General features: G+C 62.9%; 18 protein-coding genes. 8 read left to right on the top strand and 10 right to left on the bottom strand.

Annotated elements, in window-relative coordinates; all coding sequences use genetic code 11:
- Nucleotides 1-365 precede the first annotated feature (365 nt).
- Complete coding sequence (locus FFS68_RS02705; RefSeq protein WP_212742311.1) at nucleotides 366-1,304, top strand: alpha/beta hydrolase-fold protein; 939 nt, start codon at nucleotides 366-368, stop codon at nucleotides 1,302-1,304.
- A 12-nt stretch (nucleotides 1,305-1,316) separates the two neighbouring features.
- Here the strand turns inward: FFS68_RS02705 and phoB are convergent, their stop codons facing one another.
- The 6 genes from phoB to FFS68_RS02735 form a co-directional block, all read right to left on the bottom strand.
- Nucleotides 1,317-2,015, bottom strand: coding sequence for a phosphate regulon transcriptional regulator PhoB (gene phoB, locus FFS68_RS02710; protein WP_137751778.1), 699 nt, complete (start codon nucleotides 2,013-2,015; stop codon nucleotides 1,317-1,319).
- Nucleotides 2,015-2,734: a phosphate signaling complex protein PhoU gene (phoU, locus tag FFS68_RS02715; RefSeq protein WP_137751779.1), complete on the bottom strand. Its 720-nt coding sequence runs from the start codon at nucleotides 2,732-2,734 to the stop codon at nucleotides 2,015-2,017. The genes phoB and phoU overlap by 1 nt, the downstream gene beginning before the upstream one ends.
- A gap of 25 nt (nucleotides 2,735-2,759) precedes the next feature.
- Nucleotides 2,760-3,542 carry a phosphate ABC transporter ATP-binding protein PstB gene (gene pstB, locus FFS68_RS02720; RefSeq protein ID WP_137751780.1) on the bottom strand — a complete coding sequence of 261 codons (783 nt, stop codon included), beginning with the start codon at nucleotides 3,540-3,542 and terminating at the stop codon, nucleotides 2,760-2,762.
- 5 nt (nucleotides 3,543-3,547) lie between these two features.
- Nucleotides 3,548-4,804 carry a phosphate ABC transporter permease PstA gene (gene pstA, locus FFS68_RS02725; protein ID WP_137751781.1) on the bottom strand — a complete coding sequence of 419 codons (1,257 nt, stop codon included), beginning with the start codon at nucleotides 4,802-4,804 and terminating at the stop codon, nucleotides 3,548-3,550.
- The gene (pstC, locus tag FFS68_RS02730) at nucleotides 4,797-6,173 is read right to left on the bottom strand and encodes a phosphate ABC transporter permease subunit PstC (RefSeq protein WP_137751782.1); all 1,377 of its coding nucleotides are present in this window, start codon (nucleotides 6,171-6,173) and stop codon (nucleotides 4,797-4,799) included. The genes pstA and pstC overlap by 8 nt, the downstream gene beginning before the upstream one ends.
- A 177-nt stretch (nucleotides 6,174-6,350) precedes the next feature.
- Nucleotides 6,351-7,412: a substrate-binding domain-containing protein gene (locus FFS68_RS02735; protein ID WP_137751783.1), complete on the bottom strand. Its 1,062-nt coding sequence runs from the start codon at nucleotides 7,410-7,412 to the stop codon at nucleotides 6,351-6,353.
- 138 nt (nucleotides 7,413-7,550) lie between these two features.
- Here FFS68_RS02735 and FFS68_RS02740 point away from each other — a divergent pair, with 138 nt between their 5' ends.
- The 3 genes from FFS68_RS02740 to FFS68_RS02750 all read left to right on the top strand — a co-directional run bounded on the left by FFS68_RS02740 (nucleotide 7,551) and on the right by FFS68_RS02750 (nucleotide 9,808).
- A complete protein-coding gene (locus FFS68_RS02740; protein WP_137751784.1) occupies nucleotides 7,551-8,324 on the top strand; it encodes a hypothetical protein in 774 nt (257 codons plus the stop codon).
- Nucleotides 8,325-8,493: 169 nt separating this feature from the next.
- Complete coding sequence (locus tag FFS68_RS02745; RefSeq protein ID WP_137751785.1) at nucleotides 8,494-9,399, top strand: hypothetical protein; 906 nt, start codon at nucleotides 8,494-8,496, stop codon at nucleotides 9,397-9,399.
- Nucleotides 9,400-9,628: 229 nt separating this feature from the next.
- Nucleotides 9,629-9,808: a hypothetical protein gene (locus FFS68_RS02750; RefSeq protein WP_137751786.1), complete on the top strand. Its 180-nt coding sequence runs from the start codon at nucleotides 9,629-9,631 to the stop codon at nucleotides 9,806-9,808.
- 357 nt (nucleotides 9,809-10,165) lie between these two features.
- Here the strand turns inward: FFS68_RS02750 and FFS68_RS02755 are convergent, their stop codons facing one another.
- Together FFS68_RS02755 and uvrA are read right to left on the bottom strand one after the other, a co-directional pair.
- The gene (locus FFS68_RS02755) at nucleotides 10,166-10,600 is read right to left on the bottom strand and encodes a nuclear transport factor 2 family protein (protein WP_137751787.1); all 435 of its coding nucleotides are present in this window, start codon (nucleotides 10,598-10,600) and stop codon (nucleotides 10,166-10,168) included.
- Between the two features lie 34 nt (nucleotides 10,601-10,634).
- A complete protein-coding gene (uvrA, locus tag FFS68_RS02760) occupies nucleotides 10,635-13,532 on the bottom strand; it encodes an excinuclease ABC subunit UvrA (protein WP_137751788.1) in 2,898 nt (965 codons plus the stop codon).
- A 162-nt stretch (nucleotides 13,533-13,694) separates the two neighbouring features.
- Here uvrA and FFS68_RS17780 point away from each other — a divergent pair, with 162 nt between their 5' ends.
- From FFS68_RS17780 to FFS68_RS02770, 3 genes are all read left to right on the top strand, one after another.
- On the top strand, nucleotides 13,695-14,627 hold the full coding sequence (locus FFS68_RS17780) for a hypothetical protein (RefSeq protein ID WP_171003721.1): 933 nt from the start codon (nucleotides 13,695-13,697) through the stop codon (nucleotides 14,625-14,627).
- Between the two features lie 48 nt (nucleotides 14,628-14,675).
- Nucleotides 14,676-15,845, top strand: coding sequence for a M64 family metallopeptidase (locus FFS68_RS02765; protein WP_137751789.1), 1,170 nt, complete (start codon nucleotides 14,676-14,678; stop codon nucleotides 15,843-15,845).
- 149 nt (nucleotides 15,846-15,994) lie between these two features.
- Nucleotides 15,995-18,070 carry a M13 family metallopeptidase gene (locus tag FFS68_RS02770; RefSeq protein ID WP_137751790.1) on the top strand — a complete coding sequence of 692 codons (2,076 nt, stop codon included), beginning with the start codon at nucleotides 15,995-15,997 and terminating at the stop codon, nucleotides 18,068-18,070.
- Between the two features lie 17 nt (nucleotides 18,071-18,087).
- Here the strand turns inward: FFS68_RS02770 and FFS68_RS02775 are convergent, their stop codons facing one another.
- Nucleotides 18,088-19,656, bottom strand: coding sequence for a BCCT family transporter (locus FFS68_RS02775; protein WP_137751791.1), 1,569 nt, complete (start codon nucleotides 19,654-19,656; stop codon nucleotides 18,088-18,090).
- Nucleotides 19,657-19,750: 94 nt separating this feature from the next.
- On the opposite strand from FFS68_RS02775, the gene FFS68_RS02780 reads away from it, so the two are divergent.
- Nucleotides 19,751-20,170: a hypothetical protein gene (locus FFS68_RS02780; RefSeq protein WP_137751792.1), complete on the top strand. Its 420-nt coding sequence runs from the start codon at nucleotides 19,751-19,753 to the stop codon at nucleotides 20,168-20,170.
- Between the two features lie 23 nt (nucleotides 20,171-20,193).
- Here the strand turns inward: FFS68_RS02780 and FFS68_RS02785 are convergent, their stop codons facing one another.
- Nucleotides 20,194-20,694, bottom strand: coding sequence for a hypothetical protein (locus FFS68_RS02785; RefSeq protein ID WP_137751793.1), 501 nt, complete (start codon nucleotides 20,692-20,694; stop codon nucleotides 20,194-20,196).
- Between the last annotated feature and the right edge of the window lie 178 nt (nucleotides 20,695-20,872).

Raw genomic sequence — 20,872 nt, forward strand, 5'->3', positions numbered from 1 at the left:
GGGGTGGGAAGTGGACATTGCATATCCTCCCCATCGACTTGCGATGGGGAGGGGGACCGCCGCCGCAGGCGGGGGTGGAGGGGCAGCGGCGGCATCGCCATAGCCCCTCCGTCAGCGCTTCGCGCTGCCACCTCCCCATGGCTGCGCCACAGGGAGGATAATGACCACAACTGGCAAGCCGCCCATTATTCTCGCCTCCGCCTTACCCGGGGTCTGATGCGGCCAACCGTCTTCGTAAAGCGCCGAACCGGTACAGAAAATGCCTTCCTCCGACGGGCGGCTAGCTTATGAGCGTCTCATACAATCACGTTGACGGCTCATCAGTCGCATCGTTTGCAGGCCGATCGTCGCTACGGAGCATCAAATTGACCAAAAGCCTCTTGTTCGCTGCGGTGGCCAGCCTGCTTCTCGCCAGCTGTTCCGACACCGCCAACGGGCAGGCGGCGGCTTCCGCCAAACCATCCGCGCCCGCGCAGCGCGGTGAGGGGCTGCCCTACGAAATCTCCGACACCCAAGTCTGGGATGTCGCCGATCCCGTTTCGGGTCGCACCTATCAGATATTCGTCGCCCTCCCGCCCTCCTATGGCGAGCAGCCCCAGCGCCGCTACCCCGTCCTGTATGTCACCGACGCCGAGTACGCCTTTCCGCTGATCAAGCAGATCGGCCGACGGCTGAACGTCGAGCGGCCCAGCGTCGAAGAGTTCATCCTCGTCGGCCTGTCCTACGCAAAAGGAGAGGGCGGGATGCAAAGTCGGCGGCGCGATTATACGCCGACGCCGAACGGACCCAGCACCGCGCCCGCCGACGCCGAACACGGCAAGGCCGCAGCCTATGCCACCTATGTGCGCGACCAGGTCTTACCCTTTGTGGCCGGGCGTTACCGGACCGACGAACGGCGGCGGCTTTTCCTGGGCCATTCCTATGGCGCGCTGTTGGGCAGCGAAATCTTGTTCAGCGAACCCCGTCTGTTCGACGGCTATATTCTCGGCAGTCCGTCCTTCTGGTACGACCGTCATCATATGGCGGAGCGGGAAAAGGCTTATGCGGCGAAGCACAAGGATCTACCGGCCCGCATCTATATGTACATCGGCGAATATGAAGAAATGCGGCCGGGCGACCCGCGCTATGCCAAAGACGTCAATATGGTCACCGATACCCGGGCCATGGATCAGGCGCTGCGGTCGCGCAACTATCCTTCACTCCGCATCGAGGCGGAGGTGCTGAACGATGAAGATCACTTCACCGTTGCACCGCGCGGCTTCACCCACGGCTTGAAATATCTGCTTCCCGCTCCGGCAAAATGACCCCTGATCGGCTCAGACACTCTTCCCCGAATCCAGCGCGTACCCCGCCGACCGCACGGTGCGGATAATATCCGTCGTCCCCGGCAGATTGATCGCCTTGCGCAGCCGCCGGATGTGCACGTCGACGGTGCGCAGTTCGATGTCGCTGTCCTGACCCCACACGCTGTCGAGCAATTGGCCGCGCGAAAAGACGCGCCCCGGATGTTCCATGAAATGACGCAGCAAGCGGAATTCGGTCGGACCCATGTTCACCGTCTGGCCATTGCGGATGACTTTGTGCGCCACCGAGTCCAGCTCGATATCGGCATAGGTCAAAAGCTCGCCGGCGAGCGCCGGGCGCAGGCGGCGGAGCACCGCTGACACGCGCGCGACCAGTTCGCGCGGGCTGAACGGTTTGGTGACATAATCGTCGGCGCCGGTTTCCAGCCCGCGGATGCGGTCTTCTTCCTCGCCGCGCGCGGTCAGCATGATGATCGGGACGTTCGCCGATTTGGGGTTGCGGCGCAGGCGGCGGCACACTTCGATACCGGGCAGGCTTTCGATCATCCAGTCGAGCAGGACGATGTCGGGGACACGCTCCTCGACCAGCACCAGCGCCTGTTCGCCGTCGGGCGTTTGCCGGACCGAAAAACCCTCGCGTGCGAAATGCCAGACGATGAGTTCGGCAATCGCCTCGTCATCCTCGATCAGCAGCAGGTCGGGCTGCGGCATCAGCCTTGCTCCTGCTCCGCGGCGCCATCTTCGGGCTGCTCGCCGCGCTCGCGTTCCTCCATATGTTCGCCGGTCACGACATAATAGACCATCTCGGCGATGTTGGTCGCATGGTCGCCCATCCGCTCAAGGTTCTTGGCGACGAACAGCAGATGCGCGCTTTCCGAAATATATTTCGGATTTTCCATCATGAAGGTGACGAGGGTGCGAAAGATGCTGTTGTAGAAATCGTCGACATTCTTGTCGCGGACGGTCACCCGCACCGCGAGTTCGGCATCGCGCGCCGCAAAGCTGTCGAGCGCATCGTGGATCAGTTCGGCGACGATCGACGACATCGACATCAGCAGCGGGATCGCCTCGATCGACCGCGTCTGATCCATCAGCGCCACGCGCTTGGCAATATTCTTGGCATAATCGCCGATCCGCTCGACGACCGAGACGATTTTCAGCGCCGCGATCATTTCGCGCAGATCGTCGGCCATCGGAGCCCTGAGAGCAATCGTCTGCACCGCCAGCTGTTCGACTTCGGCCTCCAGCGCGTCGATCTTCTTGTCGTCGCGCACGACCTGCGCCGCCAGGTCGAGGTCGCCCTTGTGGAGCGCGGTCATCGCCTGGAGCAGCGCCTGTTCGGCGCGCCCGCCCATTTCACTGATCAATCCGCGCAGGCGGTTGAGGTCCTCGTCGAAAGCCTTGACCGTATGATCGTTGACTACTGCCATCGTCTTGTCCTTTCGCGGCTACGGATCAACCGTAGCGGCCGGTGATATAATCCTTGGTGCGTTCCTGCTTCGGGTTCGTGAAGATGTCGGTGGTCTTGCCATATTCGACCAGCGTCCCGAGGTGGAAAAAGGCGGTGCGCTGCGACACGCGGGCCGCCTGCTGCATGTTATGCGTGACGATCACGATCGCATATTTGCCGCGCAGTTCGTGGATCAGCTCCTCGATCTTTGCCGTCGCGATCGGGTCGAGCGCCGAACAGGGCTCGTCCATCAAAATGACTTCGGGATCGACCGCGATCGCCCGCGCGATGCACAATCTTTGCTGTTGCCCGCCCGACAGCGCGGTGCCGCTTTCGAGCAGCCGGTCCTTGACCTCGTCCCACAGTCCGGCGCGAACCAGCGCGCGTTCGACGATGACATCCAGATCGGCCTTGGTCGGCGCCAGCCCGTGGATGCGGGGGCCATAGCCGACATTGTCATAGATCGACTTGGGGAAGGGGTTCGGTTTCTGGAACACCATCCCGACGCGGGCGCGCAGCTGGACGACGTCCATCGACGGCGCATAGATATCCTCGCCATCGAGTTCAATGCGGCCCGTCACCTTGGCGCTGGCGACGGTGTCGTTCATCCGGTTCAGCGAACGCAGAAAGGTCGACTTGCCGCAGCCCGACGGGCCGATGAACGCGGTGACCAGGTCGGTGCCGACGTCGATCGACACATTGTTGATCGCCTGTTTGTCGCCGTAAAAGACATCGACGCCCTGCGCCTTCATCTTGGGATCGGCGATGGTAAGATCGTCTTGGGTCATGGGGCTCACCAGCGTTTTTCGAATTTGTTGCGAAGATAGATCGCAAAGGCGTTCATCGACAGCAGCACGATTAGCAGCACGATGATCGCGGCGGAGGTTTTCTCGACAAAGCCCCGGTCGACTTCGTCCGACCAGAGGAAGATCTGCATCGGCAGCACGGTCGACGGCGAACAGATGCCGCCGGGCACGTCGCCGATAAAGGCGCGCATGCCGATCAGCAGCAGCGGCGCGGTCTCGCCCAGCGCGCGCGCCATGCCGATGATCGTGCCGGTCAGGATGCCGGGCAGGGCGAGCGGCAGGACATGGTGGAACACGACCTGCACCGGACTGGCTCCGACCCCCAGCGCGGCGTCGCGGATCGACGGCGGCACCGATTTGATCGCGTTGCGGCTGGCGATGACGATCACCGGCATCGTCATCAACGCCAGCGTCAGTCCGCCGACGAGCGGGCTCGCCTGGCAGATGCCGAACCAGTTGATGAACACCGCCAGCGCGAGCAGGCCAAAGATGATCGACGGCACCGCGGCCAGATTGTTGATCGACACTTCGATCAGGTCGGTCCAGCGGTTCTTCGCCGCATATTCCTCCAAATACAGCGCCGCGAGCACCCCGGTCGGAAAGGCGATGATGAAAGCGATGAAGATCGTCAGCACCGACCCTTTCAGCGCCCCCCAGATCCCCGCCACCGCCGGGTCGGTCGCATCGGCGTTCTTGAAGAACGGCCAGTGGATGCCGGTCGACAGCTTGCCGTCCTTCTCCAGCGCATCGACCCGCGCGCCCAGCGCGCCGCGGCTGCCCTCCTTGGCCATGATGTCGACCGCGCTGTCGGCGGGCAGTTCAAACACCGTCTTGCCCTCGAGCAATTCGGGGTCGTCCTTGATCTGCGACCGGACCTCTTTCCACGCATTTTCGGAAATCAGCTCGGACCCGCCATCGCCCAGCGCCTCGTCGGCGGCAAAGGCGACGATGTCGGCGAGGCCCGCGTTCGCGATCACCTGATCGGCGTCGGCATCGCCCAGCCGCGTGGTGTCGATCGCCAGCGGGGTCGACTGGAAATCGATCGGCACCGCGACATGGGTATAGGTAAAGCCGCGCGCGCCGTTGCCGACCATCACGAACAGCAGGAACGCCAGAAACGCGCCCGACAGCAGCACCGCGCCCAGCCCGATCAGCCGGAAGCGGCGTTCGGCGGCGTAGCGGCCCGCGATGCGCTTCTGCATCGCGGCGCCTTTCCAGTCGGTGGGGGCGGTTGCTCTATTCATATGCTTCGCGATACTTTTTGACGATCCGCAGCGCGGCGATGTTGAGCAGCAGGGTGACGACGAACAGCACGAGACCCAGCGCAAAGGCGGCGAGCGTCTTGGCGCTGTCGAATTCCTGGTCGCCGGTGAGCAGCTTGACGATCTGCGCGGTCACCGTGGTGACGCTGGCAAAGGGGTTGGCGGTCAGGTTCGCCGACAGGCCGGCCGCCATCACCACGATCATCGTCTCGCCGATCGCGCGGCTGACCGCGAGCAATATGCCGCCCATCACGCCGGGCAAGGCGGCGGGGATCAGCACCTGGCGGATCGTCTCGTTCGGGGTCGCGCCCAGCGCCAGCGATCCATCGCGCATCGCCTGCGGCACCGCGTTGATGCTGTCGTCGGCCATCGATGATACGAACGGGATGATCATCACCCCCATCACGATGCCCGCCGCCAGTGCGCTTTCGGTCGAGGCGTTGGGGACGCCGATCAGCACCGCGAAATTGCGCAGTGCCGGGGCGACGGTCAGCGCGGCGAAATAGCCGTAGACGACGGTCGGCACCCCCGCCAAAATCTCCAGGATCGGCTTGACCCAGCGGCGCACCACCGGCGCGGCATATTGGGTCAGATACACCGCGGTCATCATCCCGATCGGGATCGCGACGATCATCGCGATGATCGCGCCGATCAGCACCGTGCCCCAGAACAAGGGAATGCCGCCAAAGGTATCGGGCTGCGGCGCGCCGCTCTGCGGCGCCCAATTGGTCCCGAACAACAGCTCCAGCGGCGATACCAGCTGGAAAAAGCGGATCGATTCGAACAGCAGCGACAGCACGATGCCGAACGTCGTCAGGATCGCGACGAGCGACGCGAGCAGCAGCACCGCCATGACGATGCGTTCGACCCGGGTGCGGGCGCGGAAATCGGGCTTGATGCGGGTGAAGGCGTACAGCCCGCCCGCCAGCGCCAGCGCCAGCATCGCCGCGATGCCGATCCACGCATATTTATGCGCCGCATCGGCATAGGGCTGGACCAGCGGCGCCGCGGCGGGCAGCCGCACCGCGTCCTGCTTGTCCAGCGCCACGCTGCGCGCGTCGGACAATATCGCGCCGCGCTCGAACCCGAACGACGGCAGTGACTGCGCCGCCTCGTCGGTCAAAACTTCGTTGGTGATCAGCCCCGGCGACACCGACGACCAGACGGCCAGAAACAGCGCCGCGGGGGCGAACAGCCACAGCGCGACGTACCAGCCATGATATTGCGGCCGCGAATGGAGCTTGGTCCCCGCGCGCCCCGCCAGCAGGTTCGACCGCTGCCGACCGGCAATCCAGCCGATCAGCGCGAGGCCCGCGATCAGAAGTAGCAGGGCGGCGGCGTTGAAGGTCACTTGGTCCTCATCCAACCATACCCGTCATTGCGAGGAGCGAAGCGACGAAGCAATCTCCAGCCATCGGAAGGGCGGGACCTCGCTGGAGATTGCTTCGCTTCGCTCGCAATGACGACAGAGAAAAAACCGGCGACCGGCGCAGGCCGAAACCCGCCCCGGTCGCCAGCGGGGGGAAACTTACTTCAGATCGGCGCCGTTCAGCGCCGTCATGGCGGTGCCGTTCGCCGTCGCCGTCGCGGCGATCGCGGCGGGCGATACGATCAGGCCCTTGGCGTTGAGGTAGCCGCCTTCGCCCGCGCCCTTCAGGAACTCGGCGACATATTCGGCGAGACCGGGGACGACGCCGACATGCGCCTTCTTGATATAGATGAACAGCGGGCGCGAACCCGGATAGCTGCCGTCGGCGATCGCCGCATAGCTGGGCGCAACGCCCTGCACCGGGACGGCCTTGATCTTGTCCTTGTTCGCGTCAAGATACGAAAAGCCAAAGATGCCCAGGCTGGTCGGGTTCTTGTCGAGCTTCGAGATGATCAAATTATCATTCTCGCCCTGCTCGACATAGAAGGGCGCACCGCGCAGCGCGGTGCACACCGCCTCATGCTTGTCCTTGTCGCTGTCCTTCAGCGCCTTCATCTCGGGGTTCGCGTCGCAACCGCGGCCCAGGATCAGCTCCTTGAACGCATCATAGGTGCCGCTGGTCGACGGCGGGCCGAACACCGAAATCGCCACCGCGGGCAGCGCCGGGTTGACGTCGGCCCACGTCTTGGCGGTGTTGGGCTTGCCATAGGGGGTCGCGGCCAGCGCCTTGTACACATCTTCTTCGGTCAGCTTGAAGCCGGGGCCGCGCGTCGCTTCGCCCAGCGCGATGCCGTCGATGCCGATCTGGACTTCGACGATGTCCTTGACGCCATTGGCGACGCAGCTGTCATATTCCTTCTTCTTGATCCGGCGCGATGCGTTGGCGATGTCGGGGGTTTCACCGCCGACGCCCGAACAGAAACGCTCGAACCCGCCACCGGTGCCGGTGCTGTCGATCTTTGGCGTCTTGTTGCCCGTCGCTTCGGCGAATTTTTCACCGACCGCGGTGGCAAAGGGATAGACCGTCGACGATCCGACCGCGCTGATATAATCGCGCGCGCCGCCACCCGACGAAGCCTGATCCTGACAGGCGGAAAGCGCCAGCGCGCACACGGCGGCGCCAACGACGCCAAAAGTGCGGGGCGCGAATTTCTGAGCCATGGAAAATCCTGTTGATGGGGGTCGTTACCGAACCAAGCCACCACCCCCGCGGCGACTCGCTGAGCGCCATTTGGGGGTTTTGTGTGACGTGTTTGTGACAGGGAGTGTCATGGAAGTGTCATGGAGTGAGCAGCGGTCGTGGAAACATTTCAACATTTAATAGGAACGGAAAAACTCGAATCGTTTGCGCTTACCCTCCGCGCAGATTATCGGTTCGGGCTGAGAGGTGGCCAATTTGTGATTCTTGATCTTCGACACCCGACGATGGTGATTGCTGGTGCGTTCAATCCAGCTATCTTTACGCCGGAGTGGATCGCGGCTGTTCTGTATAAGATTCCAGAAGGCGAAGATATCGACGGCGTAATGCTGCTCGATACCGAAACGCAGCAAAGCCGACCTTATATGAGAGATATCGCAGTGGTTGCCGAACCACATCGACTGTCGATTTTCATAGACCGGTGGGAGGCTCCAACGATCAGTTTGGCTTCGATGGTTGCATCAAATCTTTGCGACGCGCTCCCTCACACCCCGGTTGGCGGGTTTGGCGTCAATTTCCGATTCTTATCGGCTGATTTTGACGAGAAGGTAGCTGATTTACTGGCTCAGAGAGATGAACCGGAAAAGTATGGAAAGATTGAACGTGCGATGTCGGTGGCAACCATCATAACGGACGATAAATCCAAATTGAATTTTACGCGCGGATTTGATGACCAGAACAACTTTGTTGCAGGGTTTAATTTTCATGCCGACACCGTCAATCTTCAATCCGTCGGCGCGCTAATTGATGGTCGTGTCGAGGCAAAATTTGCTGATGCAGTTAGGATTTTGAAGGAAGGCTTTTATCCCGAGTTGGATGAAGTTGATTTTCAGAATGCATTAAATCGAAACGCGAAGGGGCAGGCCGATGGTTGAAGTAACGGAGCGTAATGTACAGTCCGGTGCCACACGGGGAGGTGCTTCAAGCACTCGCAATGAAAGCGTTAGCGTGAAGCTCTCATCGAATGGTCGCTTCCGTGTCATGTCGTCTCAAGGTCATAAGTCGGTAAAAGCTGAGACGAAAACCGGTTAACGCGTCGCCAAAATGTCGAAGAATTTTTCGTTCATGCTGTGTCGCGATGGCCAGTTCGCTGGTACCGAGTTGCGTCAGGGAGACATTATTGAACGAAATGAGGCGCTAGCAGACGCTATTCGTCAAGCCCATGCTTATTATGCCGATGCCGATTGTTACGACTTTTTTCTGGTGCTTACACCGACATGCGATCTTGTTATGCGAAGTGGGAAATGTAATGCTCGATACATTACATTGGCGGCTGTGCGCCCGCTTGAGGTCTTGGTGGACCGGCAGCTAAAAAAATACAAGCAGAGCACTTCATTTCCAGGAACATGCCTCGATCGTGCAAAGCGCATTGATGCTGAGCGTTTTGTAAGTAGGATAATTCATAACACTGAAGAGGGATATCTCTTTCTGCCCGGAGAGTTGTTTTTTGACAACATCGATAGATGTGCTTTTCTTCTGTTATCCATAGCCCTGAGAAGTTCGCACTACGAGGTATGCGCGAGTGCAAAATATCTCCAGTTGGATGATATTTTCGCGGCGCGAGTTGGCGACCTTACGTCTAATTTGTATGGCGGTGTCGCCACGGCCGCGATCGAAGAGCAGGCAGACGTGGATCACAAACAGGTCATAGATGATTATGTCGCCAAAGTTTTGGATCGCCCTGGCTCGTACTGGCTTACAAAAGAACAGATTCGACGTTTAAAACAAGAGGTTGGAGCATGGAAATCTGCAAATGGCGGGTTGGAAGTCACAGATGAAGTTGTAAACGACATCGCCTCGAACATGCCCGCACACATGGACTTAGCTTTGGAACGGATCGCAACGGTAATTGCCGATAACCTTTTGGTTGAGAATGTAGCTAAAGAGCAATTCCTGAATGGCATAAAGATTAAGCTTTCGAGCGACCCGATTCTGAAGCGTTTTTTTTAGGTGTGATCCTTATCACCGGCCACGTAATCCTGACCCCCGAGCATCGCGAGCGCATGATCGCGCTCGGCGCCGCCCCCGGATCAAGTCCGGGGTGACGGCGCGCGGTCGCGCGGCGAGGCGGGGTGTCTGGCGAACAACTGCCATATCCCTCGACTTCGCTCGGGACAGTCGGACTAAAGTCGCCTCGTCTTTGTCGACCCCGGATCAGGTCCGGGGTGACGGGGCGGATATGGCCGTGGTGCGCGCCCAGGTCATCCCGGACCCCGATCCGGGATCGCGGTCCCCGCGTCGGGCGCCTTCGTCGCCGATCCCGGATCAAGTCCGGGATGACGTGCGCGCCCTCTCGCCGCAGCCGCCGGTGATGCGGATTTTCGAGGCCAGCGACATCAGCGCGAAGGTGATGGGGTAGGGCAACCTCGCTATCCGTTCGTGTCGAGCGAAGTCGAGACACCCATCTATCATGCGCCCGGCCGAGGGGCATCTCGACTTCGCTCGATGCGAACGGGATTGGATATCTTCGTCACCCGCGGCCGAGTCACGTGCCTCGGCTGAGGAAGACGAGGAAGCAAATACCGCTTTCCTACATTATTTCGCTGTGCCAGCCTTTATCCCGGCTCTTTCAAATCATGGACAAAAGCGGTCGTCGCCCAGCGCGCGCAACCTTGGCGACCGATCATCCCGCCTCCGGGATGCGGCGGCGGCAAATCAGCGCACAAGGCTGAACTTTGCTGAACTTTGGACCGTCAGGGCGCGCCGCGGCGCGCGTTCAGCGAACCGCCGTGGTCTTCGCGACGACGCGCCACCCGGCCGCGGTGCGATACAGCAGCAGCTGGTCGACATAGGTATCGTCGCCGAAATGCAGCTCATAGGTAACCGCACTCATCGCCGGCGTGGCGTCGCGCCGGTCGAGCACGCGCCCGCGCGCCTGGGGGTCGGGATGCGCGGCCCAGCTGCCCAGCACCTCGGCGAAGCGCTGGCAATCGATCGGCGCCGCGGTGTCCTGCGGGAGCCTGCAGAATTGGCCGTCGGGCAGGAACAGCGTCTCGAGCAAGTCGACGCGCCCCGCCTGCAAACCCCCGACATAGGCTTCGAGTGCCGCTTCGGGGGTAGCCGCGCCGGTCGTCGCTTCCGCGGGGAGGGGGACGAGCAGCGCGCAGGGAAGGGCGAAGCGAAGGGCGAGCTGTCTGGGACCAAGGGGCATGCGGCAAACTCCCGTTGCGCGGTGTGCCGACCTCTTACCCCGCCGTCAGCATCGGCGCCAGATACTGCCCCGTAAAGCTCCGCGGGTTTTTCGCGACCTGTTCGGGCGTGCCGCTGGCGACGATGTCGCCGCCCTTGACCCCGCCTTCGGGGCCGAGGTCGAGGATATAATCGGCGGTCTTGATGACATCCAGATTATGCTCGATCACGATCACGCTGTTGCCCTGTTCGACCAGTTGCTGGAGCACTTCGAGCAGCTTCCTCACATCCTCGAAATGCAGCCCGGTCGTCGGCTCGTCGAGGATGTACAGCGTCTGCCCGGTCGAGCGCCGCGACAATTCCTTGGCCAGCTTGACCCGCTGCGCCTCGCCGCCCGACAGCGTCGTCGCCTGTTGCCCGACATGGATATAGCCGAGGCCGACGCGGACCAGCATCGCCATCTTCTCGCGGATCGACGGCACCGCCTTGAAGAATTCGGCGGCATCCTCGACCGTCATGTCGAGCACGTCGGCGATGCTGTGGCCCTTGAACTTTACCTCCAGCGTTTCGCGGTTGTAGCGTTTGCCGTGGCACGTCTCGCACGTCACATAGACGTCGGGCAGGAAGTGCATCTCGATCTTGATCAGGCCGTCGCCGGTGCAGGTTTCGCACCGCCCGCCCTTGACGTTGAAGCTGAAGCGCCCCGGTTTATACCCGCGCGCCTGGCTTTCGGGCAGCCCGGCGAACCAGTCGCGGATGATCGTGAAGGCGCCCGTATAAGTCGCGGGATTGCTGCGCGGGGTGCGGCCGATTGGCGACTGGTCGATGTCGATCACCTTGTCGCAATGCTCCAGCCCTTTCAGGCTGTCGTGCGGCCCCGCGATCATCCGCGCCCCGTTGAGCACCCGCGCCGCGCTGGCATAGAGGGTGTCGATGATCAGGCTCGACTTGCCGCTGCCCGACAGGCCGGTGACGCAGGTGAAGGTGCCGAGCGGAATTTTCGCGGTCACATTGTTCAGGTTGTTGGCACGCGCGCCCTTCAGCACCAGGTCGAAGCCATTGCCCTTGCGGCGGTGCTTCGGAATCTCGATGCGCTTGGTGCCGTTGAGATACGCCGCGGTCAGGCTCTTGTCGCTTTTCAGCACCTCTTCCAGCGTTCCCTCGGCGACGATCTCGCCGCCGTGCAGCCCCGCGCCGGGGCCCATGTCGACGACATAATCGGCGTGGCGGATCGCATCCTCGTCATGCTCGACGACGATGACGGTGTTGCCGAGGTCGCGGAGGCGCTTGAGCGTCGCGAGCAGCCGGTCGTTGTCGCGCTGGTGGAGCCCGATGCTGGGTTCGTCGAGGACGTAGAGCACCCCCGACAGCCCGCTGCCGATTTGCGAGGCAAGGCGGATGCGCTGGCTCTCGCCGCCGCTCAGCGTCCCGCTGGTGCGGTTGAGGTTGAGATAATCGAGCCCGACATTGTTGAGGAAACCGAGCCGTTCGTTGATTTCCTTGAGGATCGCCTTGGCGATCTGGCGCTGGGTGTCGTTCAGCTTTTCCTCGAGGGTGGAGAACCAGTGGAGGGCGTCGGCCACTGACCGCTGCGCCGACAGGCTGATGTCCTCACCGGCGATCTTGACCGCCAGCGGTTCGGGGCGCAGTCGCGCGCCATGGCAGGTCTCGCACGGCTGCGGCGTCTGATATTTGCTCAACTCCTCGCGCATCCACGCGCTCTCGGTTTGCAGCAGGCGGCGATTGAGGTTGCCGATGACGCCCTCGAACGCCTTGTGCGTCGTATAGCTGCGGCGCCCGTCCTTGAAGGTCAGCTCGACCGGCTTGCCGCCGCTGCCATAGAGGATGATCAGCTGCACCTCACCGGGCAGATCCTGCCACGGCGTGGTCAGCTCGAAGCCATAGGCTTTGCCCAGGCTTTCCAGCACCTGCATATAATAAGGCGAGGGCGGGTTCGATTTCGCCCACGGCACCACGGCGCCTTTTTTCAGGCTCAGCGCATGGTTGGGCACGACCAGATCGGGGTCGAACTCCTGCCGCTCACCCAGCCCGTCGCACGCGGGGCAGGCGCCTTGCGGCGCGTTGAAGCTGAACAATCGCGGTTCGATCTCGGCGATCGTGAAACCGCTGACCGGGCAGGAAAATTTCTCACTGAAGATCAGCCGGTTCGCGGGGATGCCCGCGCCCTTCATCGCGCCGCCGGTGTCTTCCTCTTCGCGCCCTGGCACCGGGCCGTCGGCAAGATCGACGTAGGCGAGCCCGTCGGCGAGCTTCAGCGCGGTCTCGAAACTGTCGGCGAGCCGCGTCCCCAGCCCCTCGCGCACCGCGATGCGGTCGACAACCACCTCGATGTCATGCTTGTACTTCTTGTCGAGCGTCGGCGCCTCGCCAATCTCGTAAAACGCGCCGTTAATGCGGACGCGCGTAAAGCCGTCCTTCTGCCACTGCGCCAACTCCTTCTTATACTCACCCTTGCGCCCGCGCACGACGGGGGCGAGCAGGTAAGCGCGGGTGCCTTCGGGCAATTGCATCACACGGTCGACCATCTGGCTGACCGTCTGCGCCGAAATCGGCTCGCCGGTGGTCGGCGAATAGGGCACGCCGACGCGCGCCCACAGCAGGCGCATATAGTCGTAGATTTCGGTGACCGTCGCGACGGTCGAGCGCGGATTACGCGACGTCGTCTTCTGCTCGATGCTGATCGCCGGCGACAGTCCGTCGATATGCTCGACGTCGGGCTTTTGCATCATTTCGAGGAACTGGCGCGCGTAGGCGGAGAGCGACTCCACATAGCGCCGCTGCCCTTCGGCATAGATGGTATCGAACGCGAGGCTCGATTTGCCCGAACCCGACAGACCGGTGATGACGACCAGCGCGTCGCGCGGCAGATCGACGTTGACGCCCTTAAGATTGTGTTCGCGCGCACCGCGCACGGAAATGTGGGTGAGACTCATGGGAGGGGTATGTTCCAGATTTGTTCTTGATGCGCAAGGGGCGCGGTGGCCGCAACATAGTGACGCGGAAATGCTGCCACAATGGAACAAATTTGGCGTTTCGGTCCAATACAATTATCGCGTGCGCTTATTCACTCCCACCGTTCTGGGGGGAGAATTGTCATGAAAATTGCGTCTTTACGTTCGCTTGTCGCCGCCTGCGCGGTGGCGTCGTTGCTGCCGGGCTGTACCAGCGTAGAAGGATTGCGCCCCGACATCGCGGCCAAGCCCTTGCCCAGCCGTCTGGACGAGATCGCTTATATCAACGCACTGCGCGGCGCTTACGAAATTTCCACCGCCACGCATTGTTTTACCGGCGCGGATTTGCGGGCGTTCAAGGCGAAACTGGCACAGGGTTATCGTGAAACCGACGATCCCGAAAACTTCATGAAGGACGATCCCTGCGTCAACTTCAAGACGGTCGATGGCACGAACAGCTCCGGAAAGACCGCGTTGACCAACTATCTGACCGCGGGTTTCGGGCTGACCGACCTTTATTGCAAACGCTTCTTCACGATCGCGAGCGAGTCCCAGCAGAATCGCATTTTCGGGCGGAATCTGACCAATGGGGTCGATACGCTGGTCGGCTCGATCCTGACGCTGGCGAGCGCGGGCGATACTGCGATCGGCATCGCCAACGGCTCGTTCGGCCTGATCAACGGGACGTTGGAGGGCTTTGACGCCGCCTATATGGTGGGGCCCGACATGCCGGAGGTCGAACGGCTGGTGAAAGCCGAACAGACGCTGTTCAAACAGACCGTCTTCGCGACCGACGGAAAAGCCTTTCCCGCCACCTATGCCGGGGCCCGGTCGGTGATCGAATCCTATGCCGGCATTTGTTCCTTTACGGGCATGCGTCAGCTGGTCGCGAAATCGGTCGCCGACAAGACCGAGACGCTCAACCAAAAGGTTCAGGACAAGCGCGACGGCGGCAACGGCCAGGGGCAGCAAGGCCAGCAGGGTCAGCAAGGCCAGCAGGGGCAGGGCGGTCAGCCCGCAGGGGTTCGGGGCGAATCGGGCAACCTGCCGCAGGCGACGATGGTGCCGGTCGGTTAAGCCGCCACCGCGTGCGATAGCGGCAATCCGAAATGAAAGGGTGAACCCATGGGCGACCTCGATCTGTTTCATGCGGGGCTGTGGAGCGAGCTTCGTTTGCGCGAACAGCGCGAGCGTGATCGGGGCGCGTCTTGGGCCGAAGCCTCATCGCCGCTGACGATCGAATGGCTCGACGACAATGACGAAGCGATCGGATCGCGATACTCCGTGCCGGTACCGCCGGTGGTCGCGGTCGAGCATCCGGGGCTTCCCGGTTCGATGACCGCCACCGCCTTGCCGCAGCCTTTGCGCATGGCCGATGCCCCGCCAGCAGGTGCGGTCGCGGCGCGCCTGTTCTTCGCCGGCGAGTTTCTGGCGAAAAAGGAGATGCGACCACCGCCGCCAGCCGGTTATGCGGCGCTGGCGGGCTATGAGACGGATCGCATGGGCGCCGCGGCGCCGCGCTTCATCCTGCATGTCGTGGCGGAACGGTTCTCGGATAGAGACCGGTTTCTGGGGCGGGTTGACGAATTCTGGGGCGCGATCATGGCAGCGCGACCGTTCAACCGCCAAGGCGTCCGCGATGGCCTGGCGCTCGCATGGCATTTTGCACCCGCGTTCGATGCGGACGGCCATTTCGAAACGCGCGATCCGGTCCAGGGTGTCGATGCCCACCATGACGCACGGCTGTTCATGGGCGACCGGGCGTGTGCGGAAGAATTGCTGCGGCCTTTGGCTTCGGCTTCGTCGCGCGCGGTCGTCCTGATCGACAGCCGGATCGGGGGCGGAGCCGGGGGTTCGGTCGTGCGGTGGCAGGGGCACGACTATTATTACCCCTCCTGGTCGTCGATCAAGTCGCGCCGCGGCGAACAATGGTGGCAGATGTGCCTGCACGAACTTGGCCATGGCCTGGGGCTGGGCGATGAATATAGCCATGCCTATCCCGACGCCGACTTCGATCCACTCGACCCGGCGATTGCCTTGGAAGGCAATGTGTCGCGAACCGGCGCGCTGGCTGACGTGAAATGGCCGGTCAACGTCCCCGCGGCGCACCACGCCGACTGGCGTCAGATTCCTGCGCTCGCGCAGGATCCCGATACCGTCGCGGCGTTCGAGGGCGCGCGATATACACCGCACGGCCTGTATCGCCCGATGCTGCGCTGCCGGATGAACCAAACCTGGGACGAATTTTGCGACGTCTGTCAAAATCTGATCGCCGAGCGCATCGCACTGCCTTGAGCGCCGTAGCGTGCCGACTTTCCACCAACTTCCCAATGTCTTCGACCAGCGTCATCCCCCTCGCTTGACCCTTTGGCAGCGCGGGCGGACAGTCGCACTATGGCCGTTGTCCGGTTTCGGGCGACGCGGGGACATAGGGAGACTGGGGAATGATGAAATATCTGGGCGGGGCCGCGAGCCTTGCGATCGCTATCGCATTGGCCGCGACACCGGCGCTGGCGAAGGATGCACCCGCGGCCGCATCGCTGCATGCAGCCGGTGCCGAGGAAGCGGCGGGCGACGCTGAATCGCTGAAAGCACTGACCTTCGGGACCTGGGGTGTCGATCTGGGGGCGCGCGATCCGGGGGTCAAGCCTGGCGACGATTTCGACAAATATGCCAATGGCGGCTGGTTCGCGCGCACCGAAATTCCTTCGGACCAGGCGTCGGCGGGGGTCGGTTACGACGTGTACAACCTGACCCAGCGGCAACTGCGTGCGGTCGTCGCGGGGGCGCCGGCGACGAGCCAGGTCGGCGGGCTGTATCAAAGTTTCATGGACGAAGCACGGGTCGAGGCGCTCGGTGCCAAGCCGCTGTTCGCCGACATCGCCGCCGTCGCGGCGATCAGGGACAAGGCCGAAATGGCGCGGTTCATGGGCGGCACGCAGGGGACGTTCGGCGCGACGATCGTCAGCGGCGGGCCCTATGCCGACACCGCCGACCCCACGGTCAATGTGCTGTGGCTGGGACAGGCCGGACTTGGCCTGCCCGAACGCGACTATTATCTGACCGACAGCTTCAAGCCGCAGCGCGATGCGTACCGCGCCTATATCGCGCGGACGATGACGATGGCGGGGCAGGCCGATCCAGAAAAGGCAGCCGATGCGGTGCTGGCGTTCGAGATCGAGATTGCAAAAGTCAGCTGGGCGATCGCCGACCGCCGCGACATCGGCAAGATCAACAACCCGATGTCGTCGGACGAGCTGGCCGCCTATGCGCCCGGGCTCGACTGGGCGGCATGGTTCGCGGGCGCCGGGATCGGGCCGCAGAAACGCATCATCGTCAACGAAAAGACCGCGGTGCGCGACATCGCGGCGCTTTATGCCAAAACGCCGCTCGACACGATCAAGCTGTGGCAGCAGTTCCACGTCGCCGACAATGCCGCGCCTTATTTGTCCAAGCCCTTCGTCGACAGCCGGTTCGAATATTCAAAGGCGCTGAGCGGCGTGTCCGAACTGCGGCCGCGGTGGAAGCGCGGGCTGACGCTGGTCGACGGCAGCCTGGGCGAACTGGTCGGTGAAACCTATTCGGCGCAATATTTCCCGGCGAGCGCCAAGGCGAAGATGGAAGTGCTGGTCACCAATCTGAAGCTGGCGATGGGCGATCGTATTCGTGCGAACAGCTGGATGGCGCCGGCGACCAAGGACGCGGCGCTGGCAAAGCTCGCAAAGATGGACGTCATGGTCGGCTATCCCGACAAATGGCGCGACTATGCGGCGCTCCGGATCGATCCGGCCGACCTTTACGGCAATGTGAAGCGCAGCTCCGCGTTCGAATATGCCTATGCGCTGGGCGATCTGAACCAGCCGGTCGATCGCAAGAAATGGGCGATGAACCCGCAGGAAGTGAACGCCTATAACGGCGGGCTGGAAAACAAGATCGTGTTCCCGGCGGGCATCTTGCAGGCGCCCTATTTCAGCGAGAGCGTTGACGATGCGGTCAACTATGGCGCGATCGGTGCCGTCATCGGCCATGAGATCATCCACGGCTTTGACGATCAGGGGCGCAAGATCGACGCGGACGGCGCGGTGCGCGATTGGTGGACCGCCGAGGATGCCGCAAAGTTTGACGCCGCGGCTAAGGCGTTCGGCGCGCAATATGCGACCTATGAGGCGGCGCCGGGCGCGTTCATCAACCCCGATCTGACGATGGGCGAAAATATCGCCGATCTGGCCGGGCTGGAGGTTGCCTACGACGCCTACCACCGTTCGCTCGGCGGCAAGGAAGCGCCGGTGATCGAAGGTCTGACCGGCGACCAGCGCTTTTTCCTCGCCTTTGCGCAGGCGTGGCGCGACAAGGCGCGCGACGACGCGGTCAAGCAGCAGGTCGCGAGCGATCCGCACAGCCCGGCGCGCTGGCGGATCATCGGGCCGGTGCGCAACGTGGACGCATGGTATAAGGCCTTCGGTATTCAGGCCGGGGCGAAATATTATCTGAAGCCCGAGGAGCGCACCAAAATCTGGTAAGTCCTGATGCCGCTTTCTCAGGATTGGGCGGGGGCGGCTTCGTGCCGTCCCCGTGCTGCCGTCACGGTCAGCGACAGCGCCGCGCCGATGATCACGAACAGCGCGGGAAAGCCGCCCAATACCGACATCATGCGGATGCCGTCGATGCCGCCGCCCGCGACCAGCACCAGCGCGACCAGCCCGACGGTGATGCCCCACACCGCCTGCACCCCGAACGGAGCTTCGGGGGCATCGGGGGTGATGCCGCGTGTCGACAGCGCGCTCATTGCCGAAACATTGGCGTCGGCGCCCGCGACGTAAGAGAGGAAAATCGCGAACAGGACGACCGCCGCGACGCCGGGGCCGCCGCCCAGCGCGCTGAACAGGCGAAACAGCACCGGATCGGGGCCTTGCGCGGTCAGGATCGCATAAAGGCTGGCGCCGCTTTGCTGGTCGAGCGCGATTGTCGCCCCCGCGATTGCGGTCATCCACACCGCGCCGAACAGCGACGGCAGGATCAGATTGTAAAGGATGAAGGCGCGGACGCTGTAGCCGACGGCGAGACGGCCGAGAAACAACGCCGTCACCGGCGCCCAGGCGAACCAGTTGGCCCAGTTGAAGATCGTCCATTGCCGGTGCCAGTCGGTATCGACGTCGAGGCCCAGGTTGCGGGGGATGAAGGTTTGAAAATAATCGGCACCGCCGCGCAGCGAAAGCCCCAGCATCTCGGCGGTCGGTCCGGCAATCAGCACAAAGGCAATAATTGCAAAGAAAATCCAGGTGTTCAGCACCGACAGCCCGGCGATCCCCTTTTGCAGGCCGGTCGCTGCGGAAATGAGAAAGCTGCCGACGATCGCCGCGGCGATCGCCCAGCGCAGCGCGGTGCCGCCCGCAAAGCCGCCAATCCCCTCGATCCCGCCCGCCAGCGCCAAGATGCCCGCGCCCATCGACGCCGCCATGCCGGCGACGAGCGCGTAGAGGCAGATGATATCGACGCCGGTGCCGACCGGCCCATGCGCGCGCCGACCGAGCAACGGGACGAACAGCGACGACAGGCTGAACGGTTCGCGGCGGTTGTAATAGACGAGCGCGAAGGCGAGCCCGGCGACGGTGTAGATCGCGTAGGGGGTCAGCGTCCAATGCAGGAACATCGTCGACATCGCAAAGGTCGCGGCGGCATCGCTGCCCGGTTGCAAGCCGAGCATCGCGGGCGGATCGTTGAGGTGAAACAGCGGCTCGGCAGCGCCCCAGAACAGGATGCCGGTCGCGATGGTGGTGCAGAGCGTGACCGCGAACCAGCGCCAGCGGCTCAAGATCGGCTTCGCCAGCGGCCCGCCGATGATCCGCCCGCCCAGGGGCGAGAGCGCAATGCCCGCGAGCAGCGCCAGAAAGGCGAGTCCGGCCCAGGCGAACAGCGGCGAGAAATAGCGCAGGATCCAGTCGTTGATCGCGGTTTCGGCGGCGAGGACCGCGGCACCCTGCCACAGGCTGAGGATCACCGCGGCGAGCAGGATCGCGAGCGGGGTGAAAAATACCGGACGATTGAGCGGATGCTTCGACGATGCTGGCAAATGGTGGGCCGATCGGACAGGGTGAGGCGGCAACATGGCGCTTGCCCGCGGCAAGGTCAATTCGATGTCGGGAACGCCCCATCGGGCCAAGCGTTGGAGCGGCAGAGAATTGGATTGCAGGAGAGCTTCGATGACCAGGATAATTTGGGCCGCCACCGCCGCGCTGGCGCTGATGGGCGCTGGCCAGGCTGCGGCCTTTCAGGCGCCGACCGAGGCGTCACCGGCCGCAACGCCCGCAACGGCTGCCGCGAAGAAGCTGCCAGACGGCACGACGGCTGAGGAACGGTCCAACACGGCGCGGCTGAACGCCGAGCAGGCATCGCGGGCGAAGGCGGAAACCGTGACCTATCAGCAGGAAGTGTCGGCCGCGGCGCAGCAGGTTGCGCATGACCAGAGCGAGTTTGCCGAAGAAACCGCGGTTTATGAAGCCGAAAAAGCGCGCGTGGCCGCGATGTCGGCCGAAGAGCGGATGAAGTGGGAGGCCGATGTCGCGGCTTGCAAGGTCGGCGATACGACGCGCTGCGCCAAGCCGGCGACGCCGCCGCGCTGAACGATCCTTATGCTGAACGATCCTTATTCCGCGGGCGGGGACGGGATTGCGTCCGCTGGCATCCCATCATTGGTCGGCGGTGCTGCGGTAATCGGATCTACGGACGGCGCGGCGCCCTGCTCGTGCGGTTCGGGGTCCGGAAAACGGCCGCCGTATCGATGGTCGTCGATGGGGTCCACCGGCAGCGGCGGATCGACATCCACCGCCCCCAGTTCGCGAAATTCATCGCTCATCCGCTGGTCGCGATCGGCGCGCAGTCTGGCGCCAACGCCATAGCTGTCGGGGCAATCGAGGCAGGGTGTGGCGCTTTTGCCCTGCGCGTTTTGTGCGTCGGGATTGGCGCTGAGGCCTGAAAAAGACGCGGTCGCGGCGGCGCGCTGGTCAGCAAGGGGGCCGACGGCAATATTGCCCAGGATGATGCCGCCAACCGTACCGGCCAGCGCGACGACCGACCAGCGGGCAAACCGGTTGCCGCCTCGCCGGTTGCCGCGCGATCGACTCGCGGTGAAAGATAATTTCCGCATCATTGCCGGATTTGGTCATGTCGGGATGTCGGATGCAAGCCGGACGCCATGAAATTTCCCATCGGTCGTCCGTTCGTCGATCGGTGAACGGCTTTCGTCCGTCAATCGAGCGGCCGTTTGCGCCGATCGATCCAAACGCGATTTTGATGACGTCTAGGGGGTATCACCCCTTTGCGGG

This window comes from Sphingopyxis sp. L1A2A, from assembly GCF_005502465.1.
GTDB lineage: Bacteria > Pseudomonadota > Alphaproteobacteria > Sphingomonadales > Sphingomonadaceae > Sphingopyxis.